A 22,467-nucleotide genomic window follows, 5' to 3' on the forward strand; every position below is an offset into this window, starting at 1 on the left:
ACGGGGCACCTGTTATTTCTTGGCCTTTAATTCCTTTTGCAGCGCAAACATTTCATCTCTTAGTCTGGCAGCTTCAATAAAATCAAGTTCCTTGGCTGCTTTCTCCATATCTTTTTTGACCTTCTTGATGGCCTTTTCCAAAAAGGGAATGGTGCGCTTAGTCGGGTCGACAGCGTAGTCAGAAACCTTATGTTCTATAATATCCTCATTATAGCCGATGGCACCAGCCCTGTGCTCATCAAAACCTTTAATATCGAGTACCGCTGTCTGGGCAAATACCTGTTCCTTGCTTTTGGCAACGGTTGTTGGGGTTATATGATGCTCCAGATTATAGGCTATTTGTTTTTCCCGTCTGCGGTTGGTCTCATCAATGGTTCTTTGCATGCTCATGGTCATTTTATCGGCATAGAAGATAACCCTGCCCTCCGCATTACGGGCGGCGCGGCCCGAGGTCTGTGTTAATGACCGCTCATTTCTCAGAAAACCTTCTTTGTCGGCGTCCAGTATGGCGACCAGCGTGACCTCCGGCAGATCTAGGCCTTCTCTAAGCAGGTTGACACCTACCAGAACATCTATTTCTCCCAGCCTTAGTTGACGCAGTATCTCAACGCGGTCCAGCGTATCCACATCACTATGGATATATTTAGAATTGATATTGATTTTTTTAAGGTATTTGTCCATTTCTTCCGCCATCCTTTTGGTAAGCGTCGTTACTAATACACGCCCGCCTTTTTTAACCTGCTGGTCAATCTCATCCAGCAAGTCATCCACCTGGTCATGGCTGGGGCGAATCTCAATTGGAGGGTCCAGTAAACCCGTTGGCCTGACTACCTGTTCCACAACAACGCCACCGGTTTTCTCCAGTTCATAATTACCGGGGGTAGCGGATACAAATACGGTCTGTCCGATCATGGATTCAAATTCACTAAAACTAAGAGGGCGGTTGTCAATGGCACTGGGCAGCCTGAAGCCGTATTCCACCAGTGTCAGTTTTCTGCTTCTGTCTCCGCCGTGCATGCCGGATATTTGCGGGATAGTCTGATGCGATTCATCCAGGATACATAAAAAGTCATCCGGGAAATAATCTAAAAGACAAAACGGCCTGCTTCCAGGCTCCCTGCGGTCAAAAAAGCGGGAATAGTTTTCAATGCCGTTGCAATAACCCAGTTCCTGCATCATTTCAAGGTCATATTCTACTCTCTCCCGGATGCGTTGAGCTTCTACTAATTTGCCAATACCTTCAAAGTATTCAACCTGAGCTTTGAGTTCATCCTGGATCTCATAGGTAATCTGCTGCATCATCTCTTTTGGAGCCAGATATAAGTTGGCCGGGAAAATCGCGGCATTATCCATTTTGAGCATCCTCTGGTTGGTAATCACATCGATGGTCTCAATGGATTCAATTTCATCATCGAAAAATGTAACTCGGTAACCATAATCCACATAGGGCAAATTAATATCTACCGTGTCGCCTTTGACTCTGAAACTGCCCCTGGTAAAATCTACCTGGGTGCGGACATATAAGGAGTTGACCAGCGCATGTAAGAAAGCCTGTCTGGGAATAACCTGGCCTACATGCAGGCGGATAATACCTTTTTCAAATTCCGCCGGATTACCGATACCATAAATACAGCTGACGCTGGCTACAATGACAATATCCCGGCGACCGCTCAAAAGCTGGGCTGTGGCCTGTAACCGAAGCTTGTCGAGCTCCTCATTAATACTTAAATCCTTTTCTATATAAGTATTACTGACGGGCATAAAGGCCTCCGGCTGATAATAATCGTAATAACTGACAAAATAACCCACCGCATTATGTGGGAAAAACTGTTTGAATTCTCCATATAACTGCGCCACCAGGGTCTTGTTATGGGTTAATACCAGGGTCGGGCGCTGGATATTCTGGATCACATTAGCCATGGTAAAGGTTTTACCCGAACCCGTTACGCCGAGAAGTGTCTGAAATTGTTCTCCCGCCTGGATTCCTTCCGTCAACTGACGAATGGCCGTGGGCTGATCCCCTGAGGGTTTATAGTCTGCATGTAATTCAAAAGGCATATGACGAAGTTACGAACTAAGCAGCTAAAACACGGTGTATTTACCTAAGGGTAGCCACCATTTACCGAAAGTTAACGGTTCGTCCGAAATTCCAAGGAAAAGCTCCGTCTTAAATTGTAAATCCGGTCCTAAAACTAAGCAGTGGTTGGTATTATTGATTTATTTTTGCCCCATGAGAATAATACCCTTATCAGAAGGAGCTTTTACCATTGACAGCAGTAAAAAATTTATTGCCTTTGATCCTGCAAAAGATGATTTGCAAAAAAGACCAGTTGGTAGCTTACTCGTTGAAATTCAGCCTTTTTTAATCATAACCGACAAGGACATATTGCTACTGGATACCGGCCTAGGGTTTTCAAAAGACGGACAGATGCAGATTCATCAGATCCTGCAGTCCCATGGCATCGGAGCATCAGAAGTGACCAAGGTCCTACTGTCTCATCTACATAAAGACCATGCAGGCGGCATTAAAATGACAGCGGCAGACGGCAGGGAATCTTTAGCTTTTCCGGAGGCTACCTATTATTTACAGGCCAAAGAGCTGGAATATGGATTAAGCGGTGAGAATCCTTCTTATCATGCAGCCCAGTTTGAAATCCTAAAGAATCACCCAAAGGTAGTGCTGCTTGATGGAGATGGCATACTGGATGATTATATTACTTATCAGGTAACAGGAGCTCATAGTAAATACCACCAGGTATTCTGGTTTAAAGAAGCAGGTCAGACCATTTTCTTCGGGGCGGATGATGCACCGCAGCTCGGACAGATGCGCAATCGATTTGTAGCCAAATATGATTATGACGGAAGAAAATGCATGGAACTCAGAAAGCAGTGGTGGGCAGAGGGAGAAGCCGGAAAATGGACTTTTCTTTTCTACCATGATGTAAAATCACCAACCTACACTTTTTAGGTTGATATTTTCTGGATCTAATTAAAAAATCAAACGCTTTATGCTACCGATAATGGGCAGGTGAAGCGTTTGATTTTAGATTTTTTTTAGTGGCGTTCTAAGACTAGGTCGCCACCTCTATTCAAATTGTGATTATTAAACGTCGCTTGAGCAAAAGTAGGAGGTAATTTTTTGCTGGATTTATCAATTCAGGAAAAAGGATTACGAGATAGGAAATAGTTCGCTGCTGCTTAAATTCTGTATCGGAAAATAAAAACCGAAAAAATTAAGAAATAAATATAAGCATTAATAAGTAAACGCCTGTAAATTAAGTTTTACTGGCGTTCGGCATTTTGTGAAATATATTAATTTTTATTGTAGTTTATGTCCGGTTTGTCCCCTATATGTCCCTCGGTCCGTATTTTTTGTTAACAGAGCAAAAATAGGGGTGAAATAATGTCGCTTAAATACACTTAATTGCACATAAGTACAACTAAATACTACTAAAATGAGTTCGAAAATTCCCATTATAAGAATCTGCCAACAATGTAAAAAGGAATTTTATGCACAGAAGGCTACAACCCGGTTTTGAGGGTGAGTCAACATGCCAGAATAGATGCCCAAATGTAGTGGGTTCAATGTAATCAGAGAAACTATAAACTCAGGCAACGTAAGGTTGTATGTTTGATTTGCAATAAAATTAAACTAAGAGATTTTTTTGCTTTTAGGTAGGATAACCTGAAGGAATTTTTGTGCCCATGAAGGTAATTCCTTGTGATAGACCTTAACGGTCGTTTTCTTTAAGAAAAGTAATTTTTGAGGTACGGTCTGAGCATCGCGAGCTGCAATAGAATTTTCGTATAAGGTGACCGTGTCGAATACGGCATAATAAGCGTATAGATTTTTATATCCATGTTTGAAGTTGTATTCAATGGAGCCTTCAGTGACTTTGTGTCCGCCCGATCTGACCCTGATGTCGACTCTTTGAATGCACTCTTCCAGCGTGTCAACACCCATAAATACTAGGTGTACATTATAGCCTGCCGCTTTGAACTGTCTAACGGAAAAGGTTGGATTCTCTGAACTGAAATTGGTTTCAAATGCAAAATTCCCCTGAGCGTGAATGGCGTTTTCCTTGGCTTCCTGGAAATCTATTTCGTTTACCCGGTTATTGAGAACATCGCTACCGATTTCTGGAAACTGGTGCTGTAGCCGGCTAATATATTTATCGCCATCGAATACTTCGAAGTCTGTGTCCACAAGAGTGGCAGAAAATAGGCTTTTGCCCGCTCCGTTGGGACCTGCGATAACATATAGATTAGGTTTCATTAATAGGCGTTATAGTTGTTTTAGAACAACTTCTTTGGAAGTACGCCTGTCTTGTTGAATCAAAAATATTTTACCATCTGGGTACCGATGAATAAATTGGTTTTTCCGAACACAACGGCTGTCTCTAAAAACGAATGGAACGTTAAGGTTTGCCTGGACTTTAAGCGCCTCATGAAGTGTCTTTTCAAGGCGACGGTTCAGGCTCCGCATTGAGGCACTGATTTTATTGTTTTCTTGTCTTTTTATAGTCATAGTATCCTCCCAAAATGATACAACAAAGATACATGTTTTTTAGAATAAATCCGTCGCTATAATATATGTTAATTATTTATATTAAGTACTTATATCTTAGTATCAATTAATTAAGATCGCTGTTGACCTGATCACAAATGCGATGGTGTCATTTGGTTTCGCCTCCGCCATGAAAACTTGTTTTGAGGAAAGTAAAACCCCCAGCATTTTGGTCTGCCGGATGAATAACAGAAAAAGTTTTTACTAATAATCCTACCTAACCTAAACCGTTTTTTTGCCTTTACCAGTCATCACCACGAAGCTCAATTACCTGTGAGCAACGGCTTTTGCCCGGGAGTTTAAAAAACATTGTCATCATCCATTATTACATTCTTTTTATGCATTGGTTGGCTATTTTATCGTACTTATAAAGTTGGCAGGGATAGTCTTGTTGTGGCTGGCTCATTGTTTGAAATCATAGATTTTGAGACAGAATCTGATCCTGAGGGGAAATAGAATTGACATCTTCGTTAGTTAATGACATTCTTTTCAATAATGTCGATATAGTGCCAGAACTGGTACTTTTTAAGAATAAAATTTAAAATTGAAAAATTGGGAAAACGCCACTAAAAGTGATGATTTAGATTTTTTTTAGTGGCGCGCTAGGAATAGCGCGCCACCTCTATTCAAATTGTGTGATATGTTGTTCTCGTGGACACAAAGATGAGATAATTGTAAATCAATTATTTATCAAATCCGGAAAATGGTTTACGCTATAAGGAATTTCAAAATCATGCTAACAAAAAAACAGACTGTTGTATAAATTAAAAAATCAGACCATAAAGTCTGATTTTAGATTTTTTTTAGTGGCGTTCTAAGACTAGGTCGCCACCTCTATTCGAAATTGTGATATGTTACTTGTGTTGTGAACACAAAGATAGGGGGGCATGCACCCTGGCTGTTTATCAAATCGGGAAAAAGGATTACGCAATCGGGAAAACTTAAAAGAAGGGATTGATGGCCTTTGATTATCAGTTTGTTATCGTTTTTGGTCACCTGGATAATAATAAGCGGTCGCCTTTTTTCTACATACGTAACTTTTTTAGGTTCTGTTGATTTGCCTTAATTTCGGGGGATGAAGATGACCCTTGGTTTAAATTGGAAAATACTGCTGGTGTTGATTGCTCTGGTGATCGTATCAGGCAGCCTGGTCTATTCCAGATACCTGTCCCTTAAACTGGGGAAAATAGAAAAGCAGAGAGTCGAAACCTGGGTAGAAGCACAAAGAACCATTGCGAACGCTTCCGAGGAGACAAATCTGAACCTCGCAGTAAAGATTTCTTCAGAAAATAAAGATATTCCCATTATAGAAACAACGGCTGGGGACAGTATAACCGGTAACTATTTAAACCTGGATACCCATCGTGTGGCTGCCGGCAGTGATTATCTTAAAAGCAAGCTTGCCGGGTTTAAAAAAATGCATCCGCCTATTGTGCTGACCCTGGATCAGGACAGCAGCGCTTCACTTAAATATTATTACGGGGAGAGCAGGCTGCAACAAGAATTGCGCTATTTTCCGGTTATCCAGCTGATTATTGTAGGATTGTTCATTCTTGTTTTGATTATCATTCAAAGGGTCTCCAATAAGAGTGCACAAAACAGGCTCTGGGTGGGCATGGCCAAAGAAACGGCGCACCAGTTAGGTACGCCGCTCACTAGCCTGGAAGGCTGGTCAGAAATTCTTAAAGCCAATTATGAGGAGCAGCATGCAGAAAATGGACAAAATACACAGCCTGCTGCAAGGCGCCCGGCGGGAGTAGATCAGCAATTGGGGATACTGTCTGAAATGACTACCGACATTAACCGGCTGAAGTTAATCAGCGACCGTTTTGCAAAAATCGGCAGCACGCCTAAACTGGAACCGGCCGATCTGGCCCGGCAGGCAGATAAGATGATGAATTATATCAAGAAAAGGGCCGGGGCAGGCGTGCAGTTTAGTCTGCAGGCAACCGAACCGCCCTATATGGCAGATATATCCGGGCCGCTCATGGACTGGGTCATAGAAAATTTATTAAAAAATGCGCTGGATGCCATGGGCGGTAAAGGACAGATTCATATAACGCTTCAAAAAAATGAACGCCAGATACTGATGGATATCCAGGATAGCGGCAAAGGCATCGCCCATAACCAGTTCAAAAAGGTATTCAATCCAGGGTTTACCACTAAAAAAAGAGGCTGGGGCTTGGGGCTTGCCTTAACGAAGCGTATTGTAGAGCAGTATCATCATGGCAGCATCTTTGTCCGGCACAGTGAAATCGGGAAAGGGACGACGTTCAGGATTATTTTGCCACTGTTAAGCTAGCATTTTCTACTTACAAATGTTCACTTAATTTATTTTTTATTATAGATAACATTTTGCAAATCAATTTAATACATAATTCTACGCAAAGGTTTGCGTATAAATTTGTAATATTTATTTTGCCGCTGTTCGTTTTATCTCTAATTTTGTCCACAAATATGGTAGACTTTTGGCAATGTAGTACTACCGGGGTGTTGCGGAGTCCCCAGATATTTTGTTTATTTATTTAATTTTTAAGCGCGTTTATACAATGGCGAACAGTTGGGATACATTAGCCTATAAAATTGGTGGACTAAGTGAGATAGAGGCACTGCGTCTACTGGCAGAGACCTACCCGGGCGAGGTGGTTTTCTCCAGTAGCTTTAGTTTTGAGGACCAGGCCATCACCCATATGATCCTGTCAGAGGGATTAGCCATTGATATCTTTACCCTGGATACCGGCAGACTGTTTAAGGAAACTTATTCTGTCTGGAGCAGTACCAATGAAAGATACCACACCCATATAAAGCCTTATTATCCGGCTCATGAGGAGCTGGAAGCATTCGTTGAAAAGGAAGGTCCTAATGCTTTTTATATTTCACCTGAGCTTCGTAAAAGATGCTGCTACCTTCGAAAGGTGGAACCACTGGGCAGAGCACTCAAAGGCAAAAAAGTCTGGATTACCGGACTTAGAGCCGAACATTCTCAGAACAGACAAGCAATGGAGCAGCTGGAATGGGACGGCACCCATGAACTTTTAAAGTTTCATCCGATCCTTCACTGGACAACAGATCAGACCAGGGCGTATATCAATGAGCATAATATCCCATATAACAGCCTGCATGATAAAGGCTTTGTTTCCATTGGATGTGAACCTTGTACCAGAGCCATCCGTCCGGGTGAGGATTTCAGGGCCGGCAGATGGTGGTGGGAAGATAACAGCAAAAAAGAATGCGGCCTGCATGTCCATTCTTAAATAAACGTAACAACAATTCGACATTTTTTTTAAGTATATTATGAGTCAATATCAACTGGATTATTTGGATCAACTAGAGTCAGAGTCCATCCATATTTTTCGTGAAGTAGCAGGACAGTTTGAAAAACCTGCTTTATTGTTTAGTGGTGGAAAGGATTCCATTACCCTGGTACATTTAGCCTTGAAAGCTTTCAGACCCGGTAAATTTCCTTTTCCCCTGGTACATATTGATACCGGACATAATTTCCCTGAAGCACTGGCTTTCAGAGATCAACTCGCTGAACAAATAGGAGAAAAGTTAATCGTACGCAAAGTAGAGGACACCATTAAGGCTAAGCACTTAACGGAACAAAAGGGCAAGTTTGCCTCCAGAAATCAACTGCAGACTTTCACTTTATTAGATACAATTGAAGAATTTGGATTTGACGCCTGTATCGGAGGTGCCAGAAGAGATGAAGAAAAGGCCAGAGCCAAGGAAAGAATCTTCTCTGTCAGAGACGATTTTGGTCAGTGGAATCCCAAATTGCAGCGTCCGGAGCTTTGGCATACTTATAATGGTAAAATCCATAAAGGAGAGAATGTAAGGGTATTCCCGATTAGTAACTGGACGGAACTGGATATCTGGAATTATATTAAAAGGGAGAATATTCAGTTGCCTTCCGTATACTTCTCCCATGAAAGAGAAGTGCTGGAGTATCAAAATGCACTGATTGCGGTTTCTCCTTATATTCAGATAGATGAAAACGATAAGATCTCAACCAGAAGAGTGCGTTACCGTACAGTAGGAGATATGACCTGTACAGCGGCCGTTGCTTCTGAGGCCTATAGCATAGATGATATCATCAGTGAAATCATTGCTACCAGGACCAGTGAACGCGGAGAAACAAGAATTGATGACCGATTCTCTGAAGCAGCTATGGAAGACAGGAAAAAGAATGGTTATTTCTAAAACCGGTTTTCAAAAAAGGAGCGCTTCAACGCATTTAAAACTTACAAAAAAAAAGCAATGGATTTACTTAGATTTTTAACGGCAGGCAGTGTGGATGATGGTAAAAGTACCCTGATCGGGCGCCTGTTATATGATAGCAAAAACATACTGATAGATCAGCTGGATGCCATCGAGCGCAGCAGCAAGAACCGCAAAGACGGTACAGTCGATCTGGCACTGTTAACCGACGGTCTCAGGGCGGAAAGGGAACAGGGCATCACTATTGATGTGGCCTATAAATACTTTTCAACACCCAAAAGAAAATTTATTATCGCTGATACGCCCGGGCATATCCAATACACCAGAAACATGGTGACGGGCGCCTCAAACGCGGATCTCATTATAATTCTGGTAGACGCCCGTAACGGGGTAGTGGAGCAGACCAGAAGGCATTCACTGATTGCCTCCCTGTTAAATATACCACATGTGGTAGTGGCCATTAATAAAATGGATTTACTGAATTATGACCAGGCTGCCTATAATCATATCGTTGAGGATTATAAAAAAGTAGCGGAAGTCCTAAAACTGAATAATGTGTCCTATGTGCCAATCAGTGCACTGGTAGGAGACAATATTGTAGACGCTTCTACCAAAATGGACTGGTATCAGGGGCCTATACTGCTGGATTATCTGGAAAATGTAGAAGTAAAGAGTTCGGTTAATCTGACAAACGCGCGCTTCCCGGTACAGTATGTCATCCGTCCTCAGACGGAAGATCTACATGATTACCGCGGTTACGCAGGGAAGATTGAAAGCGGCATCTACAAAAAAGGAGACCAGGTAGTGGTATATCCTTCAGGTGTTGAGGCAACGATTGAAAAAATAGAGCTTGGCGGTAAAGAAGTTGAAGAAGCATTTGCCCCCCAAAGCGTTGTTCTGCACTTGGACCAGGACGTCGATATCAGCAGGGGAGACAGTATCGTTAAAAAAGACGATAGCTTAAAAGTAGGTCAGGATATTGATGCAATTGTCTGCTGGATGGACGAAAAACCATTGACCGTAGGGCAGAAATACTTCCTGCAGCATGGCAGCAAAGTAGTGCCGGCCATGGTGAAAGAAATTAAGTATAAGCTGGATGTTAACCAGTTAGAAAAGATAACTGAAGTAAGCAAAGCGGATCTCAATGAAGTCGTTGAGGTAAAACTAAAAACTGCTTCTCCTTTGGCTTACGATGCATACAGCGAAATCAGGGAGTCCGGCGGAGCTATCCTTGTGGATCAGACCAGCTTTGTTACCGTAGGCGCCGCCTTATTACAGTAAGGCAGATCAGGAAAACAAGGGCCAAAGAAATCATTATTATCATCATTATTAGCATTCTATTCAAATGAAATTAAGGGTCGCAGGAGAGAAAAGGGCAAATGCAGTGCACGGGACTTCTGAAACGCAGATCCGGGTGGCACTGGTCGGCGCCGGTCCTGGTGACGCGGAACTCCTGACACTCAAGGCTGCCAGGTTACTGGCTGCAGCGGACGTGGTTATAACCGACCGACTGGTCAACCAGGATATTTTAGATACGCATGTCCGGGTAGGGGCTAAAATTATTTTCGTAGGAAAGGAAGGCAGAACCCAAAGCGGTTCTGTGGCACAAAAGGAAATTGATCAGTTAATCGTTAAGTACGCTTTACAAGGCAGAAGGGTGGTGCGTTTAAAAGGTGGGGATGTGGCCATTTTCTCAAACGTGCTCGATGAGCTGGAAAGCCTAAAAGAGGCAGGCATTGCTTATCAGATTGTACCAGGTATAACGGCTGCTTCCGGAGCCTCGGCCTATGCGGGGATACCGCTGACGGCCAGAGGGTATGCAAGAGGCGTCCGGTTTCAGACCTATTCTGAACGCTATCCGGTAACAGAAGGCTATTGGCAGGAACTGGCCCGTACGGAAGATACCCTGGTTTTTTATATGACCGGGGAGAACTGGTACGAGTTAGCCAGCCGCCTGAAAGAAAACGGCATTGATGCAGATAAATATATCTGCATTATTCAGCAGGCCACCACGCCTTATCAGCAGGTTGCCAGCTATCAGTTCAAATCGCTTACGGGGCGTCCGACCCAACAATCCTTCATTTCTCCTTCCTTATTAATTATTGGCAGGGTCCCCGAACTCCATCAGCAGTATGGATGGTGTTGTCCTTTACCGGCCGATCAGCTAGAATCCTTTTTCAGACCCTCCACCAGCCGCGCAGTTGAGGTGATTAATAACAAAAAGCGCAGCGCCTAAACCTTAATTTCAACATCATTATTATAAAGTTTCAGTCATGTTAGTAGAAGCCAAAAAAGATATTTTTAGTCAGCTTATTAAAGAGGCCACCCACGATGAATTGGTCTGGATGAACGGCTTTTTAGCCGGTCTGTTAGACCAGAGAAGTCTGGCTGCAGGTAAAGCAGGTGCTATGGCGGGGGGATCCTCCAGCGCTGAAGTGGCCGGCTCCGCCCAGATAGATAAATTGACCCTATTATACGCTTCAGAAACAGGAAATGCTAAATCTGTCGCTACAAAATTTGCTGCAGCTACCAAAAAAAGAGGGATTAAAACCAAATTGGTTTCTGTAGAACAATATAAGTTAACTGACCTGGCCAAAGAGAAATATTTGTTGCTGGTCATTAGCACTCAGGGGGATGGGGAACCCCCTATTACCGCCGTTAAATTTTATAATGCGGTACATGATGCCAATTTAAAACTCGATAAATTGCAGTTTGGGGTAATGGCCTTAGGAGACAGTTCCTATCCGCTGTTCTGCCAGGCAGGCGAGGATGTGGATAAACAACTGGAACTCAGAGGTGGTACCAGAAAAGTCCCCCTGCAGAAATGTGATACGGATTATGCGAGTTATGCAGACAGCTGGCTGGATGCTGCACTCGGCCTGCTAGCCGGAAGTGACGGGGGAGCAGCTGCTCCCAGCGCTAAAGCGCTTGCCAAAGCGCCTGCAGCAGGAAGTCATAAAAAGATTTATGAAGGAACAGTTATTACGAACTTTAATTTAAATGACCGGGATTCTGCTAAAAGAACCCATCATATAGAAATAGAGGCTGAGGATTTGTTGTATGCGCCAGGGGATGCCTTGGGTCTTGTTCCGCCAAATCCAAAAGCAGTCGTAGAAGAAATACTTTCGCTCACGGAAGTGGACGCGCAGTCCACCATTGCCTGGAGGGATCAGACGCACAGCATTGAAGAATTACTCTCTTTAAAAGCGCAGTTACTATATCTGCCGGAAAGAGTGGTACGTAAATATGCTGATATTGCCGGTCAGGAAATTCCTGATACCCGCATGAGTCTGGTGGATCTGCTTAAAATCTATCCGCTTAAAAACAACCAGGAAGATTTTCAGCAGGTATTACAGATTCTGGAACCCATCGCGCCCAGACTCTATAGCATCTCTTCCTCCCCCGAGGCCCATGGAGATGAAATCCACATCACAGTCGCCCGTGATCAGTTTTATGTGGGCGATAAAAAGGAAACGGGACTTTGCTCCGGTTATCTGATAGATGTACCGGTAGAAACCAAAGTTCAGTTCTATATCCATCCTAATAAAGGCTTCAAATTACCTCCGGAAGACAAAGACGTCATCATGATCGGACCCGGAACCGGTGTGGCTCCTTTCAGGTCATTTCTTTTCGAAAGGGACGCCGCCGGAGCAGAAGGCAGAAACTGGCTGTTTTTCGGTGATCAGCATATTGCCAGCGATTTTCTGTATCAGACTGAAATTCAGGCGTTTTTGGAAACTGGTGTCCTGACTGAGTTTAATGGGGCTTTCTCCAGAGATCAGCAAAATAAAGTGTATGTACAGGATAAGATGAGAGAGCGCGGTGCAGAACTTTTTGAATGGTTAGAAAACGGAGCTTATATCTATATCTGCGGAGCCAAGGAACCCATGAGCTTTGATGTGGAAAAAGCGTTGACAGAGATCATCGCCACACAAAAAGAACTCTCTTTCGTAGAGGCCACCAAATACCTGGACGCCCTTAAAGAAGAAGGCAGATTCTTAAAAGATGTCTACTAATGGATATCCGAATGGATAAAGAGCATATCCTGAATTAAGGATATGTTCCGCCCGTTCAAAAAGATTATTACAGCAATATTAGAAACACGATAGCATAAGCATAGCAATGAGCAATAAAGAATCACACGTTGAGAAAATAAAAAAGGCCAGCAGAGGACTTAGAGGAACCTTACTGGAGAGTCTGGCCGATGAACATACGCTGGCCATCAGAGAAGATGACAAGGCCCTGGTGAAATTCCATGGCATGTATCTGCAGGATGACCGGGATAGAAGAGAAGAAAGAGCCGCCAAAAGACTGGACAGGTTATGGTCCTTTATGGTGCGTCTCAGACTGCCAGGTGGTAAATTAACGGCGGAACAGTGGAAAGGTCTGCATCACGTTGCAGGTGACTATTCTACCGGTACGATTAAGATTACCACCCGTCAGACGGTGCAGTTACATGGAATTTTAAAGCATCACGCCCGTCCTACACACCAGGAATTTAACCGCGTCGGACTGGATTCCATTGCCGCCTGCGGCGATGTGAACCGTAACGTGCTGGCTTCCGCTCATCCGGACGTGTCACCGATTCATGAAGAGATTTATCAGACGGCCGTCCATTTAAGTAATTTTATGAAGCCTAAGACCAGGGCCTATTATGAGGTCTTTGTCGGCAGCGAAAAAGTAGCGGAAAAGGTAGAGGAAGATCCTTTATATGAAGATCGTTACCTGCCCCGTAAATTTAAGATCGCCATAGCCATCCCACCTCAAAATGATGTGGATGTATTTGCCAATGACTGTGCCTTAATCGCTATAGTAGAAAACGGCCAATTGATCGGATATAATGTAGGAGCCGGCGGCGGTATGGGAGCCACCCATGGTAATCCGTCCACCTATCCACGAGTAGCTTCTTTATTCGGGTATATCGATAAGAAAGATCTGGATAAAGTAGTATATGAAATCGCTACGGTACAGCGTGATTTTGGGAACAGAGAGGACCGTAAACTGGCCCGCCTGAAATATACCATTGACCGTATGGGTGTGGATGCGTATAAAGCAGAAGTGGAGAAAAGAAGCGGTGTTACTTTTCAGCCATTAAAACCCTATGTTTTTACCCAGAGAATCGATAGCTACGGCTGGGCGAAGAACCATTTAAATAAGTGGTTCTATACCGCCTTTATTGAAAATGGCCGTATACTGGATGATTCGGAGAATAACAGACTCTATAAGACAGCTTTTTATGAAATTGCAGAAAGCGGCAAAGCTGATTTTCGTTTCACGTGTAACCAGAATATCGTGATCAGTGATGTGGCTGAAGCGGATAAGGCGTTCATTGAAGTTATTTTGCAAAAATACGGGGTGGCTCAGTTTACAGATAGCGCCTCCGTGATCCGTAAAAACGCCATTGCCTGTGTGGCCCTGAACACCTGCGCCCTGGCCCTCGCCGAGTCTCAAAGATACTTACCGACCTTACTGGATAAAATTGAACCGATTTTACAGAAGCATCATCTTGAAAATGAGGCCATTTCCATCAGAATGACCGGGTGTCCGAACGGTTGTGCCCGTCCTTATATCGCGGAGATCGCTTTTATCGGAACCTCACTGGGTCATTATAATATGCACATCGGAGCAGACGCGCTGGGATTCCGTTGTAATAAACTATATAAGGAAAACCTGGACGAAGCTGAGATGCTGGCAACGGTGGATGAACTCCTTGGCCGATTTGTCGTAGAAAAACTTGAAAATGAAAGTTTCGGGGATTTTGCATTCAGAAAAATATTGGCTTAAATTCGCTTTATGTTAGCCGAACAAAATCCTGCCGTCACCCTGACGCCGCCTGTTCCGACAGACTCGGTCCCCAATCCGTTGTTCCCGGTTTTTTTAAAACTGGAACAGCTCAGGCTATTACTTGTGGGTGCGGGAAATGTTGGGCTGGAAAAGGTCACAGCGGTACTGACCAATGCGCCGGCTACCCATATTCAGGTGGTAGCGCTGGAGGTCAGTGACGCATTTAAGGCTTATGTAAGTAAACATCCCAATGTTCAGATCCAGATAAAGGCTTATGAGCCTTCGGACCTTGATCATTGTGATATTGCAATTATTGCAACAGCTGATATTGTCCTGGATGAAAAGATCAGATTGGACGCGCGCGCCAAAGGCAAACTGATCAATGTTGCCGACAAGCCCAGTCTTTGTGATTTCTACCTGGGCTCCATCGTGAGAAAGGGGAGTATCAAAATAGCAATTTCCACCAATGGCAAATCGCCCACTTTGGCCAAAAGGCTCAAGACGGTGCTGCAGGATGGATTGCCTGGAGAACTAGAAACTTCTTTGGATAATCTGCAGAAATTCAGGAAAACCCTAAGCGGTGATTTTCAGCATAAGGTAGAGGCATTAAATCAGCTTACCCAGGGTTTGGTCAATCCCAGCCATAAAACGCAGCAGGAAAAACCATGGATTCTGAGAGCCAGTTTCTGGAAAAAAGCAGGGCTTTTTGCCCTGGGCTTTCTGGCAACCATGCTTTTCGGCTATTGGTTGTTTGGCTATGTCTTGCCGGTGCACTGGGTCAATAAAAGCCTGGATTACCTGTCCGGCAGTCTGGATCAGCAGTTTTTCTGGATGTTTGCTGCAGGGTTTTTTGCCCAGTTAGTGGATGGAGCCATGGGAATGGGCTATGGCGTATTATCTACCACTTTTTTACTTTCCTCCAATCTGCCGATACCTATTGCCGGCATCAGCAGCAGCGTACATATGGCAGAAATGTTCTCGGTAGGCACGGCCGGCATCAGCCATTATAAGTATAAGCATGTCAATAAAAAGCTATGGGTAGCCCTGGTCATCCCGGGGGCCATCGGTGCGATTCTGGGTGCACTCTTTATTGGTACGATGGGTAAAGAGTTTGGTCATATTTTAAGGCCCATCATTGCTGTCTATACCTTTTATCTGGGATTTAAGATTGTCAAAAAAGCCTTTAAGAATTTAAAACTGCAAAGACATCGCAAGATTGTAAATGTCAGACCGGTGGCTTTTGTAGGAGGTTTTTTAGACGCTTTTGGCGGTGGCTGGGGACCGCTGGTAACCAGTACGCTTATTTCCGGAGGCAGAGATCCGCTTTACACCATTGGTTCTTCCACTTTTACCAAGTTTTTTACTTCTATTGGCAGCACGGCTACTTTTATAATTGTTTTCGGCCAGATGCATTTTCAGGTCATTGCAGGCCTTATTTTCGGAGGTATGCTGGCTGCACCATTTGCCGCCAAGCTTTCCGGAAAGCTGCCCATTAAAACCATGTATATCTGCGTTGGTATCCTGGTGATCTTATGCTCTTTAAGAGTGCTGTGGGGCGTGTTTATGCCTTAATAGGATTGCCTGCTTATTGTTTAAGAAAACAACACCTCCTGTTCTGATTAATCCGGTAAAAATGATGCAACCTTCCACATGGCGTCAGAGTGAATAGTTGTAAAATTTAAAACCGCTTTGCTTAAATCCAATTGCTTCATATAAAAACTGAGCAGGGTTATCCTGGGCGGTACTCAGGGAAAGGCGAACGGCGCCATCTTTTTTTGCAAATGCAATGGCATGTTCAATCAGGGATTTTCCTATTCCCGATTTTCTTACTTCGGCCCGCACAAATAAATCGTTTAAAATCCATACTCTTTTCATGCTGACAGATGAAAATGTAGGATAGAGTTGGGTAAATCCGAGTATGTTTGCTGTATCAGATACCGCAATAAATATTTTTGAATCCTTTTGGCTGAATCTTTCCTGCAAGAATTGCTTACAGCTACTGATGTCACTGGCTGCGTTATAGAATACGCGGTATTGATCAAAAATAAGGGCAATATCATCCAGATGTTCTAGCGTTCCTTCGGTAATCCTGCATTTCATTTTCTAATTGTTTTTAATTTACTTCGGTTTAAACCCATTTGTTTCGGGAGTTATTTTTCGTTTATTCAGCAGGATAAACCGCCTGTTAGCGGCTGCTGAATTTTTTCCTTTTAAAGGTAGCAATTATCGATAAAAAAAACATCCCCACTCAAAACTGAGCGGGGATGAACTTACTCTTGAACTTGGGGCAGGAACTTGTAATCATGCCCTAAAGTTATTTGTAGCGTCAGCTGCTTTTAGAGCAGCATTCTCAATGGTTCTTCTAATAATTCTTTCAGGGTCTGTAAGAAAGCAGAACCGGAAGCGCCGTCCACCACGCGGTGGTCACAGCTTAAGGTTACTTTCATGATATTTCCCACTACAATCTGACCATCCTTAACGATGGGCTCCTGAGAAATACCACCGACAGCAAGGATACAGGCGTCTGGGGGGTTGATAATACCGGTAAACTGATCAATACCGAACATACCCAGATTGCTCACTGTAAAAGTGCTTCCTTCCCAGTCAGAAGGTTGGAGTTTTTTATCCTTGGCCTTTTTAGCGAATGTCTTCACTTCCTGAGAGATAACGGTCAGCGGTTTGGTATCTGCAAAACGTACCACCGGTACCAGCAGACCATCTTCAACGGCTACGGCAACACCGATGTTGACGTGGTGGTTGATGCGGATCTTGTCACCTAACCAGCTGCTGTTGACGGCAGGGTGCTTTTTAAGGGCAACGGCAACCGCTTTCAGTACGATATCATTAAAGCTGATTTTAGCCTGACCTTCTTTATTCAGTTTAGGGCGGGCTGCAACAGCTGCGTCCATATTGATGGCCATGGTCAGATAAAAATGCGGTGCGGAGTATTTGCTCTCTGCCAGACGACGCGCAATGGTCTTACGCATCTGGGATACCGGTACTTCTTCAAAAGATTCCTGACCGGCAAAAACCTGAGCGGCTGGTTGGCTAGCAGTGGACGCTGCAGCAGGAGCGGCGGCGGCACCTGGCGCAGCAGCGGCACCTGGTGTAAAGCTTTCAACATCACTTCTGATGATTCTGCCATTATCACCGGAACCTTTTACATATTTAAGGTCAACACCTTTTTCTTCAGCCAGTTTTTTGGCCAGCGGAGAAGCAAAAATGCGGCCTTCGTTTACGACTTGCTGTGGAGCAGGGCTTGCAGCGGCTGTTGCCGGTGCTGCTGGCTGTGCAGCGGTAGTAGCTGGCTGTGCTGCAGGGGTCGTCTCTGGGGCTGCCGGCTGTGCGGCTGCTTGGGTGGTACCACCTTTCGCTGCATTTACGATAGCGTCTACATCTACATTGTCACCGCCGATGATGGCCAGCAGGTGGTTCACTTCAATTTTTTCTCCTGCAGGTGCTCCCTGATATAATAATTTACCATCCTTGTAGCTTTCCAGCTCCATGGTGGCTTTATCTGTTTCAATTTCTGCGAGTACATCGCCTTTTTTAACGTCATCTCCGACGTTTTTCTGCCAGGAAGCAATAACGCCTTCCGTCATGGTATCACTCAGACGTGGCATCAGTACCACTTCTTCCATATTTGCCAGATCAAGGGCAGGGGCTGCTGCCTGTTGGGGCTGTGCCTGAGCCTGAGCCGCTGGTGCCGGGCTGGCAGTCTGCTGCTCTGGTGCTTCGGCGGCTGGTTGGGATGCAGCAGGCTGTGACGCGTTGCCTCCACCGATCAGTCCACTGATATCTTCACCTTCTTTGCCTATAATGGCCAGTAAATCATCTACTTGTAATTTGCTGCCGTCGCCGCCACCTACATGTAACAGGGTGCCTTCTTTATAGCTTTCCAGTTCCATGGTGGCTTTATCTGTTTCTATTTCAGCGAGTAAGTCGCCTTTTTTTACAGGGTCACCCACTTTTTTATGCCAGGCGGCAATTACTCCTTCTGTCATGGTGTCGCTTAATCGCGGCATTTTAATTACTTCGGCCATAATGGTATCATTTTTCAATAGTGCACATTATATTGTTGCACATCTTTTTGCTTAATAATGAGGGCGTGAAATTACATCAAAAAGATGTAGAACTGAAACGCCGGAGCAAAATTAATTGGTTAAATTCAAAAATCAACCGTTATGGCTTGATTTTATCCATTATGACGGGGTCTAATTGAACCCCAGTTGAATTGAGAGAAGGGAATCCGTAAATACCCGGCTTAATCCTCCTATCCAGGAAGGTCATGCGCGGCCTCCTTCGTAAATTCATCTCCCTATAAATAGGAAGCAGGGGAGCGCCATGGGGCTACAGGCAGGGCGTCAGTAACGGTAAAGCAATTCAGCTGGCTGGATTCCCTGAAACCAGATCAAAGGTCCAAAAAGCGAGCTGGAGGCTAAATGACTAAATTCTAAAATTAATCTTAAATTAATTTTAATCTTTAATGATTTTACCCTAAATTTGCGCTTGAAATTCAAGAACTTGCGCCGGATATAAATATTTTGAGGAATAATTTTTTATTATTCCACCTATTAATTGTATCTTTGCGCTCCCAAAAATAGTATGGCGAAACAACCACTTATAAAACAGGATGGAGTAATTCTCGAAGCGCTAAGCAATGCAATGTTTAGAGTGAAGTTAGAAAACGGACACGAGATATTAGCGACCATTTCAGGGAAAATGAGAATGCACTACATCCGTATTCTGCCCGGTGATAAAGTGGGTGTAGAAATGAGTCCCTACGATTTGTCCCGGGGCCGGATTATTTTCCGGTACAAATAATACGGTAACAACAGTGCATGGGGCACTGTTCAAACACTGGAACACTTTATTAAAAGTATCCGGTATATTAAATGGGTTTTAGAAAATTGTAAATAAAAACACTAATGAAAGTTAGAGCATCTGTCAAAAAGCGTAGCGCCGACTGCAAAATTGTTCGCAGAAAGGGACGTCTTTACATTATTAACAAAAAGAATCCCAGATTTAAACAACGTCAGGGATAAGATTTTTTTAATTTTTAATTCTTAATTAATTTATGGCTCGTATTGCCGGTATAGATTTACCAAAAAATAAAAGAGGCGAAATCGGATTGACCTATATTTTTGGTATTGGTCGTTCAACAGCTCAATATATTCTGAACACTGCAGGTATTGATCCTAACAAAAAAGTCAGTGAATGGAATGATGATGAGCAGACTGCTATCCGTAACATCATCAACAATGAAATCAAAGTAGAAGGTGCTTTACGTAGTGAGGTCCAGATGAACATCAAACGTCTGTTGGATATCGCTTGTTATCGTGGCCTGCGTCACCGTAAAGGATTGCCTTTACGTGGTCAGCGCACCCGTACTAACAGTCGTACCCGTAAAGGTAAGCGTAAAACCGTTGCCGGTAAGAAAAAGGCGCCTAAGAAATAATCTTAAACTTTGTTTCAAATCTCAAATGGATTTTACATCTGTTTGGGATTTGAAATTTTGTGTTTATAAAAAAGCCACCGGATAGTTCTTTTTTCAGCCTTAGGCTAAGAAGAGAAAAGGAGGGGCATCATTTTTAGAAGACTACCTACAAACAAAAAAAATGGCAAAAGGAAAACAACAGAGTGCAAAGGCCGCCGCGAAGAAAAGAATCGTAAAGGTGGATGCACATGGTGATGCACATATCAGTGCAACATTTAACAACATTATTATCGCTTTAACCAACAAGCAAGGACAGGTCATCTCCTGGTCTTCTGCTGGTAAAATGGGCTTCCGTGGTTCTAAAAAGAACACACCCTATGCTGCTCAGACTGCAGCTGCAGATGCTGCTAAAGTTGCAGTGGATGCTGGTTTAAGAAAAGTCGATGTATATGTAAAAGGTCCGGGATCAGGAAGAGAAGGAGCTATTCGTTCTTTATCTCAGAGCGGTATTGAGATCAATATCATCAAAGATATTACTCCGTTACCACACAATGGTTGCCGTCCTCCTAAAAAGAGAAGAGTATAATCGAATTATATTTTTTAAGCAGAAGCCCGCTAAAGCAGGCTTCTGCTTCTTAACTTGAACATAGGGTGTGCTATTCATTTTAGATTTTTACAGATAACACATCGTCAATAAAAAATCGCAAAACAATTTAATTTTTATGGCTCGTTACACAGGTCCAAAAACCAAAATCTGCCGTATTTTCGGTGAACCCATTTTAGGTAATGGTAAGTATTTAGGTAAAAACAGCAACCCTCCCGGTCAGCACGGTGCTAACCGTAAGCGTAAACAACTGGGTGAGTATGCTACACAGTTAAAAGAAAAACAAAAAGCAAAATACACTTATGGTGTATTAGAGCGTCAGTTCCGTAATACATTTGATGATGCCAACCGTTTGAAAGGTATCACTGGTGAAAACCTGATCAAATTACTGGAAGCCCGTCTGGATAACACTGTTTATCGTCTGGGTCTGGCTGCTTCTCGTCCTGCTGCCCGTCAGCTGGTAAGCCACAAACACATCACTGTAAACGGTGAAGTGGTCAATATTCCTTCTTATCGTCTGAAACCAGGTGATAGCATTGGTCTGAAAGAAAAAAGTGAAGCAAACGCTTCCCTGACTAGTCAGATCCGTGGTAAAAACCCTAAATTCAGCTGGTTAGACTGGAACGAAGCAGAAAAGAAAGGTACTTTCATTACTTTCCCTGAAAGAGAAAGCGTTCCTGAGAACATCAAAGAACAGCTGATCGTCGAGTTGTACTCTAAATAATGATCGGCGGAAATGGTTTTGGTACCATTTCTTTATATTCGCACAATCTTTTCTAAAACAAATATCTTTCGGGCTTTACTAAAAGCCCGAAAGTTCAATAAAATCAAGTTTTAATATGGCAATATTAAACTTTCAGAAACCAGATAAAATCGTATTGCAGAAGGCCAATGATTTTGATGGTAAATTTGAATTTCGTCCGTTGGAACCCGGTTTTGGTTTAACCATCGGTAACGCACTGCGCAGAGTTTTATTAAGCTCTTTGGAAGGTTATGCGATCGTCGGAATCAAAATTGATGGTGTGGATCACGAGTTCGCAACTATCCCTGGTGTTACAGAAGACGTTACAGAATTGATTCTGAACCTTAAGCAAGTACGCTTTAAAAAAACGGTGGAACAGGATTTAGGTCCTGAAAAAGTCGTTTTATCCATTAAAGGTAAATCAGAGTTTACTGCCGGTAATATCGGTGAAGCGACTCCTAACTTTGAAGTGATGAATCCTGAACTCGTATTATGTGTTCTGGATCCATCTTCTAAACTGGATATTGAACTGACCATTGCCAAAGGCCGCGGTTATGTTCCTTCCGAAGAAAACAAGGTGAAAGATGCTCCATTTGGTTATATCGCCATTGACTCTATCCATACGCCGATCAAGAATGTAAAAGTCGCTATTGAAAACTACCGTGTTGAACAGCGTACTGACTATGAAAAAATGTTACTGGATGTTACTACTGACGGTACCATTCATCCTGAAGATGCCGTTAAACAGGCTTCCCGCATTCTGATCCAGCATTTAATGATCATCACGGACGAAAATATCACCTTTGATAGCAAAGAAGATAAAAAAGAAGACGTTGTTGATGAAACTGTATTACAGTTGCGTAAAGTGTTAAAGACTCCACTGGAAGATCTGGATCTTTCCGTACGTGCCTTTAACTGCCTGAAAGCAGCTAAAATCAATTCTTTAAGTGAGCTGGTTCAATACGAACAGGAAGATCTGATGAAGTTCCGTAACTTCGGTCAGAAATCTTTAACTGAAATTGAGCAGGTTTTACATGAAAGAGGTCTGCAGTTCGGTATGGATCTGATCCGTATGGGTGTGGAAGTAAACGATTAATAATAATTATTTATTC

The 22,467-nt window shown here is 43.3% G+C and carries 19 protein-coding genes; 15 read left to right on the forward strand and 4 right to left on the reverse strand.

Going from position 1 to position 22,467, the window contains the following annotated elements:
• Nucleotides 1-12: 12 nt before the first annotated feature.
• The gene (gene uvrB / locus BLU80_RS12135; RefSeq protein ID WP_091398660.1) at nt 13-2,058 is read right to left on the reverse strand and encodes an excinuclease ABC subunit UvrB; all 2,046 of its coding nucleotides are present in this window, start codon (nt 2,056-2,058) and stop codon (nt 13-15) included.
• 172 nt (nt 2,059-2,230) lie between these two features.
• Here uvrB and BLU80_RS12140 point away from each other — a divergent pair, with 172 nt between their 5' ends.
• Nucleotides 2,231-2,968, forward strand: coding sequence for an MBL fold metallo-hydrolase (locus BLU80_RS12140; protein ID WP_091398663.1), 738 nt, complete (start codon nt 2,231-2,233; stop codon nt 2,966-2,968).
• A 684-nt stretch (nt 2,969-3,652) separates the two neighbouring features.
• Here the strand turns inward: BLU80_RS12140 and BLU80_RS12145 are convergent.
• A complete protein-coding gene (locus BLU80_RS12145) occupies nt 3,653-4,276 on the reverse strand; it encodes an ATPase (RefSeq protein WP_091398666.1) in 624 nt (207 codons plus the stop codon).
• Nucleotides 4,277-5,642: 1,366 nt separating this feature from the next.
• Between BLU80_RS12145 and BLU80_RS12155 the strand changes: the two genes are divergently transcribed.
• From BLU80_RS12155 to BLU80_RS12190, 8 genes are all read left to right on the forward strand, one after another.
• A complete protein-coding gene (locus tag BLU80_RS12155; RefSeq protein ID WP_244518890.1) occupies nt 5,643-6,869 on the forward strand; it encodes a sensor histidine kinase in 1,227 nt (408 codons plus the stop codon).
• Between the two features lie 247 nt (nt 6,870-7,116).
• Nucleotides 7,117-7,821: a phosphoadenylyl-sulfate reductase gene (locus BLU80_RS12160; protein WP_091398670.1), complete on the forward strand. Its 705-nt coding sequence runs from the start codon at nt 7,117-7,119 to the stop codon at nt 7,819-7,821.
• Nucleotides 7,822-7,861: 40 nt separating this feature from the next.
• Nucleotides 7,862-8,770, forward strand: coding sequence for a sulfate adenylyltransferase subunit CysD (gene cysD / locus BLU80_RS12165; protein WP_091398673.1), 909 nt, complete (start codon nt 7,862-7,864; stop codon nt 8,768-8,770).
• Between the two features lie 57 nt (nt 8,771-8,827).
• Entirely contained in the window at nt 8,828-10,069 is a 1,242-nt protein-coding gene (locus BLU80_RS12170) for a sulfate adenylyltransferase subunit 1 (RefSeq protein WP_091398676.1), read from the forward strand.
• A gap of 64 nt (nt 10,070-10,133) precedes the next feature.
• Nucleotides 10,134-11,024, forward strand: coding sequence for a uroporphyrinogen-III C-methyltransferase (gene cobA / locus BLU80_RS12175; protein WP_091398678.1), 891 nt, complete (start codon nt 10,134-10,136; stop codon nt 11,022-11,024).
• A gap of 37 nt (nt 11,025-11,061) precedes the next feature.
• Entirely contained in the window at nt 11,062-12,804 is a 1,743-nt protein-coding gene (locus BLU80_RS12180) for a diflavin oxidoreductase (RefSeq protein ID WP_091398680.1), read from the forward strand.
• 106 nt (nt 12,805-12,910) lie between these two features.
• Nucleotides 12,911-14,572 (forward strand): NADPH-dependent assimilatory sulfite reductase hemoprotein subunit, encoded by a 1,662-nt coding sequence (locus tag BLU80_RS12185; protein WP_211481828.1) that lies wholly within the window; start codon nt 12,911-12,913, stop codon nt 14,570-14,572.
• 9 nt (nt 14,573-14,581) lie between these two features.
• A complete protein-coding gene (locus tag BLU80_RS12190; protein ID WP_091398685.1) occupies nt 14,582-16,144 on the forward strand; it encodes a TSUP family transporter in 1,563 nt (520 codons plus the stop codon).
• Nucleotides 16,145-16,228: 84 nt separating this feature from the next.
• On the opposite strand, the gene BLU80_RS12195 is transcribed toward BLU80_RS12190, so the two are convergent.
• A complete protein-coding gene (locus tag BLU80_RS12195; RefSeq protein ID WP_091398688.1) occupies nt 16,229-16,672 on the reverse strand; it encodes a GNAT family N-acetyltransferase in 444 nt (147 codons plus the stop codon).
• 236 nt (nt 16,673-16,908) lie between these two features.
• Entirely contained in the window at nt 16,909-18,615 is a 1,707-nt protein-coding gene (locus BLU80_RS12200) for a pyruvate dehydrogenase complex dihydrolipoamide acetyltransferase (protein WP_091398689.1), read from the reverse strand.
• 562 nt (nt 18,616-19,177) lie between these two features.
• On the opposite strand from BLU80_RS12200, the gene infA reads away from it, so the two are divergent.
• The 6 genes from infA (at nt 19,178) to BLU80_RS12230 (ending at nt 22,451) form a co-directional block, all read left to right on the forward strand.
• A complete protein-coding gene (gene infA / locus BLU80_RS12205; RefSeq protein WP_066208999.1) occupies nt 19,178-19,396 on the forward strand; it encodes a translation initiation factor IF-1 in 219 nt (72 codons plus the stop codon).
• Nucleotides 19,397-19,500: 104 nt separating this feature from the next.
• Nucleotides 19,501-19,617 carry a type B 50S ribosomal protein L36 gene (gene ykgO / locus BLU80_RS12210; RefSeq protein WP_091398692.1) on the forward strand — a complete coding sequence of 39 codons (117 nt, stop codon included), beginning with the start codon at nt 19,501-19,503 and terminating at the stop codon, nt 19,615-19,617.
• Between the two features lie 32 nt (nt 19,618-19,649).
• Nucleotides 19,650-20,030 (forward strand): 30S ribosomal protein S13, encoded by a 381-nt coding sequence (gene rpsM / locus BLU80_RS12215; protein WP_091398695.1) that lies wholly within the window; start codon nt 19,650-19,652, stop codon nt 20,028-20,030.
• Nucleotides 20,031-20,190: 160 nt separating this feature from the next.
• Entirely contained in the window at nt 20,191-20,595 is a 405-nt protein-coding gene (gene rpsK / locus BLU80_RS12220; protein ID WP_091398698.1) for a 30S ribosomal protein S11, read from the forward strand.
• 136 nt (nt 20,596-20,731) lie between these two features.
• Nucleotides 20,732-21,337, forward strand: coding sequence for a 30S ribosomal protein S4 (gene rpsD / locus BLU80_RS12225; RefSeq protein ID WP_091398701.1), 606 nt, complete (start codon nt 20,732-20,734; stop codon nt 21,335-21,337).
• Nucleotides 21,338-21,452: 115 nt separating this feature from the next.
• The gene (locus BLU80_RS12230; protein ID WP_091398704.1) at nt 21,453-22,451 is read left to right on the forward strand and encodes a DNA-directed RNA polymerase subunit alpha; all 999 of its coding nucleotides are present in this window, start codon (nt 21,453-21,455) and stop codon (nt 22,449-22,451) included.
• Nucleotides 22,452-22,467 lie beyond the last annotated feature (16 nt).

Origin of the sequence: Arachidicoccus rhizosphaerae (assembly GCF_900107765.1) — a bacterium.
Lineage (GTDB): Bacteria > Bacteroidota > Bacteroidia > Chitinophagales > Chitinophagaceae > Arachidicoccus > Arachidicoccus rhizosphaerae.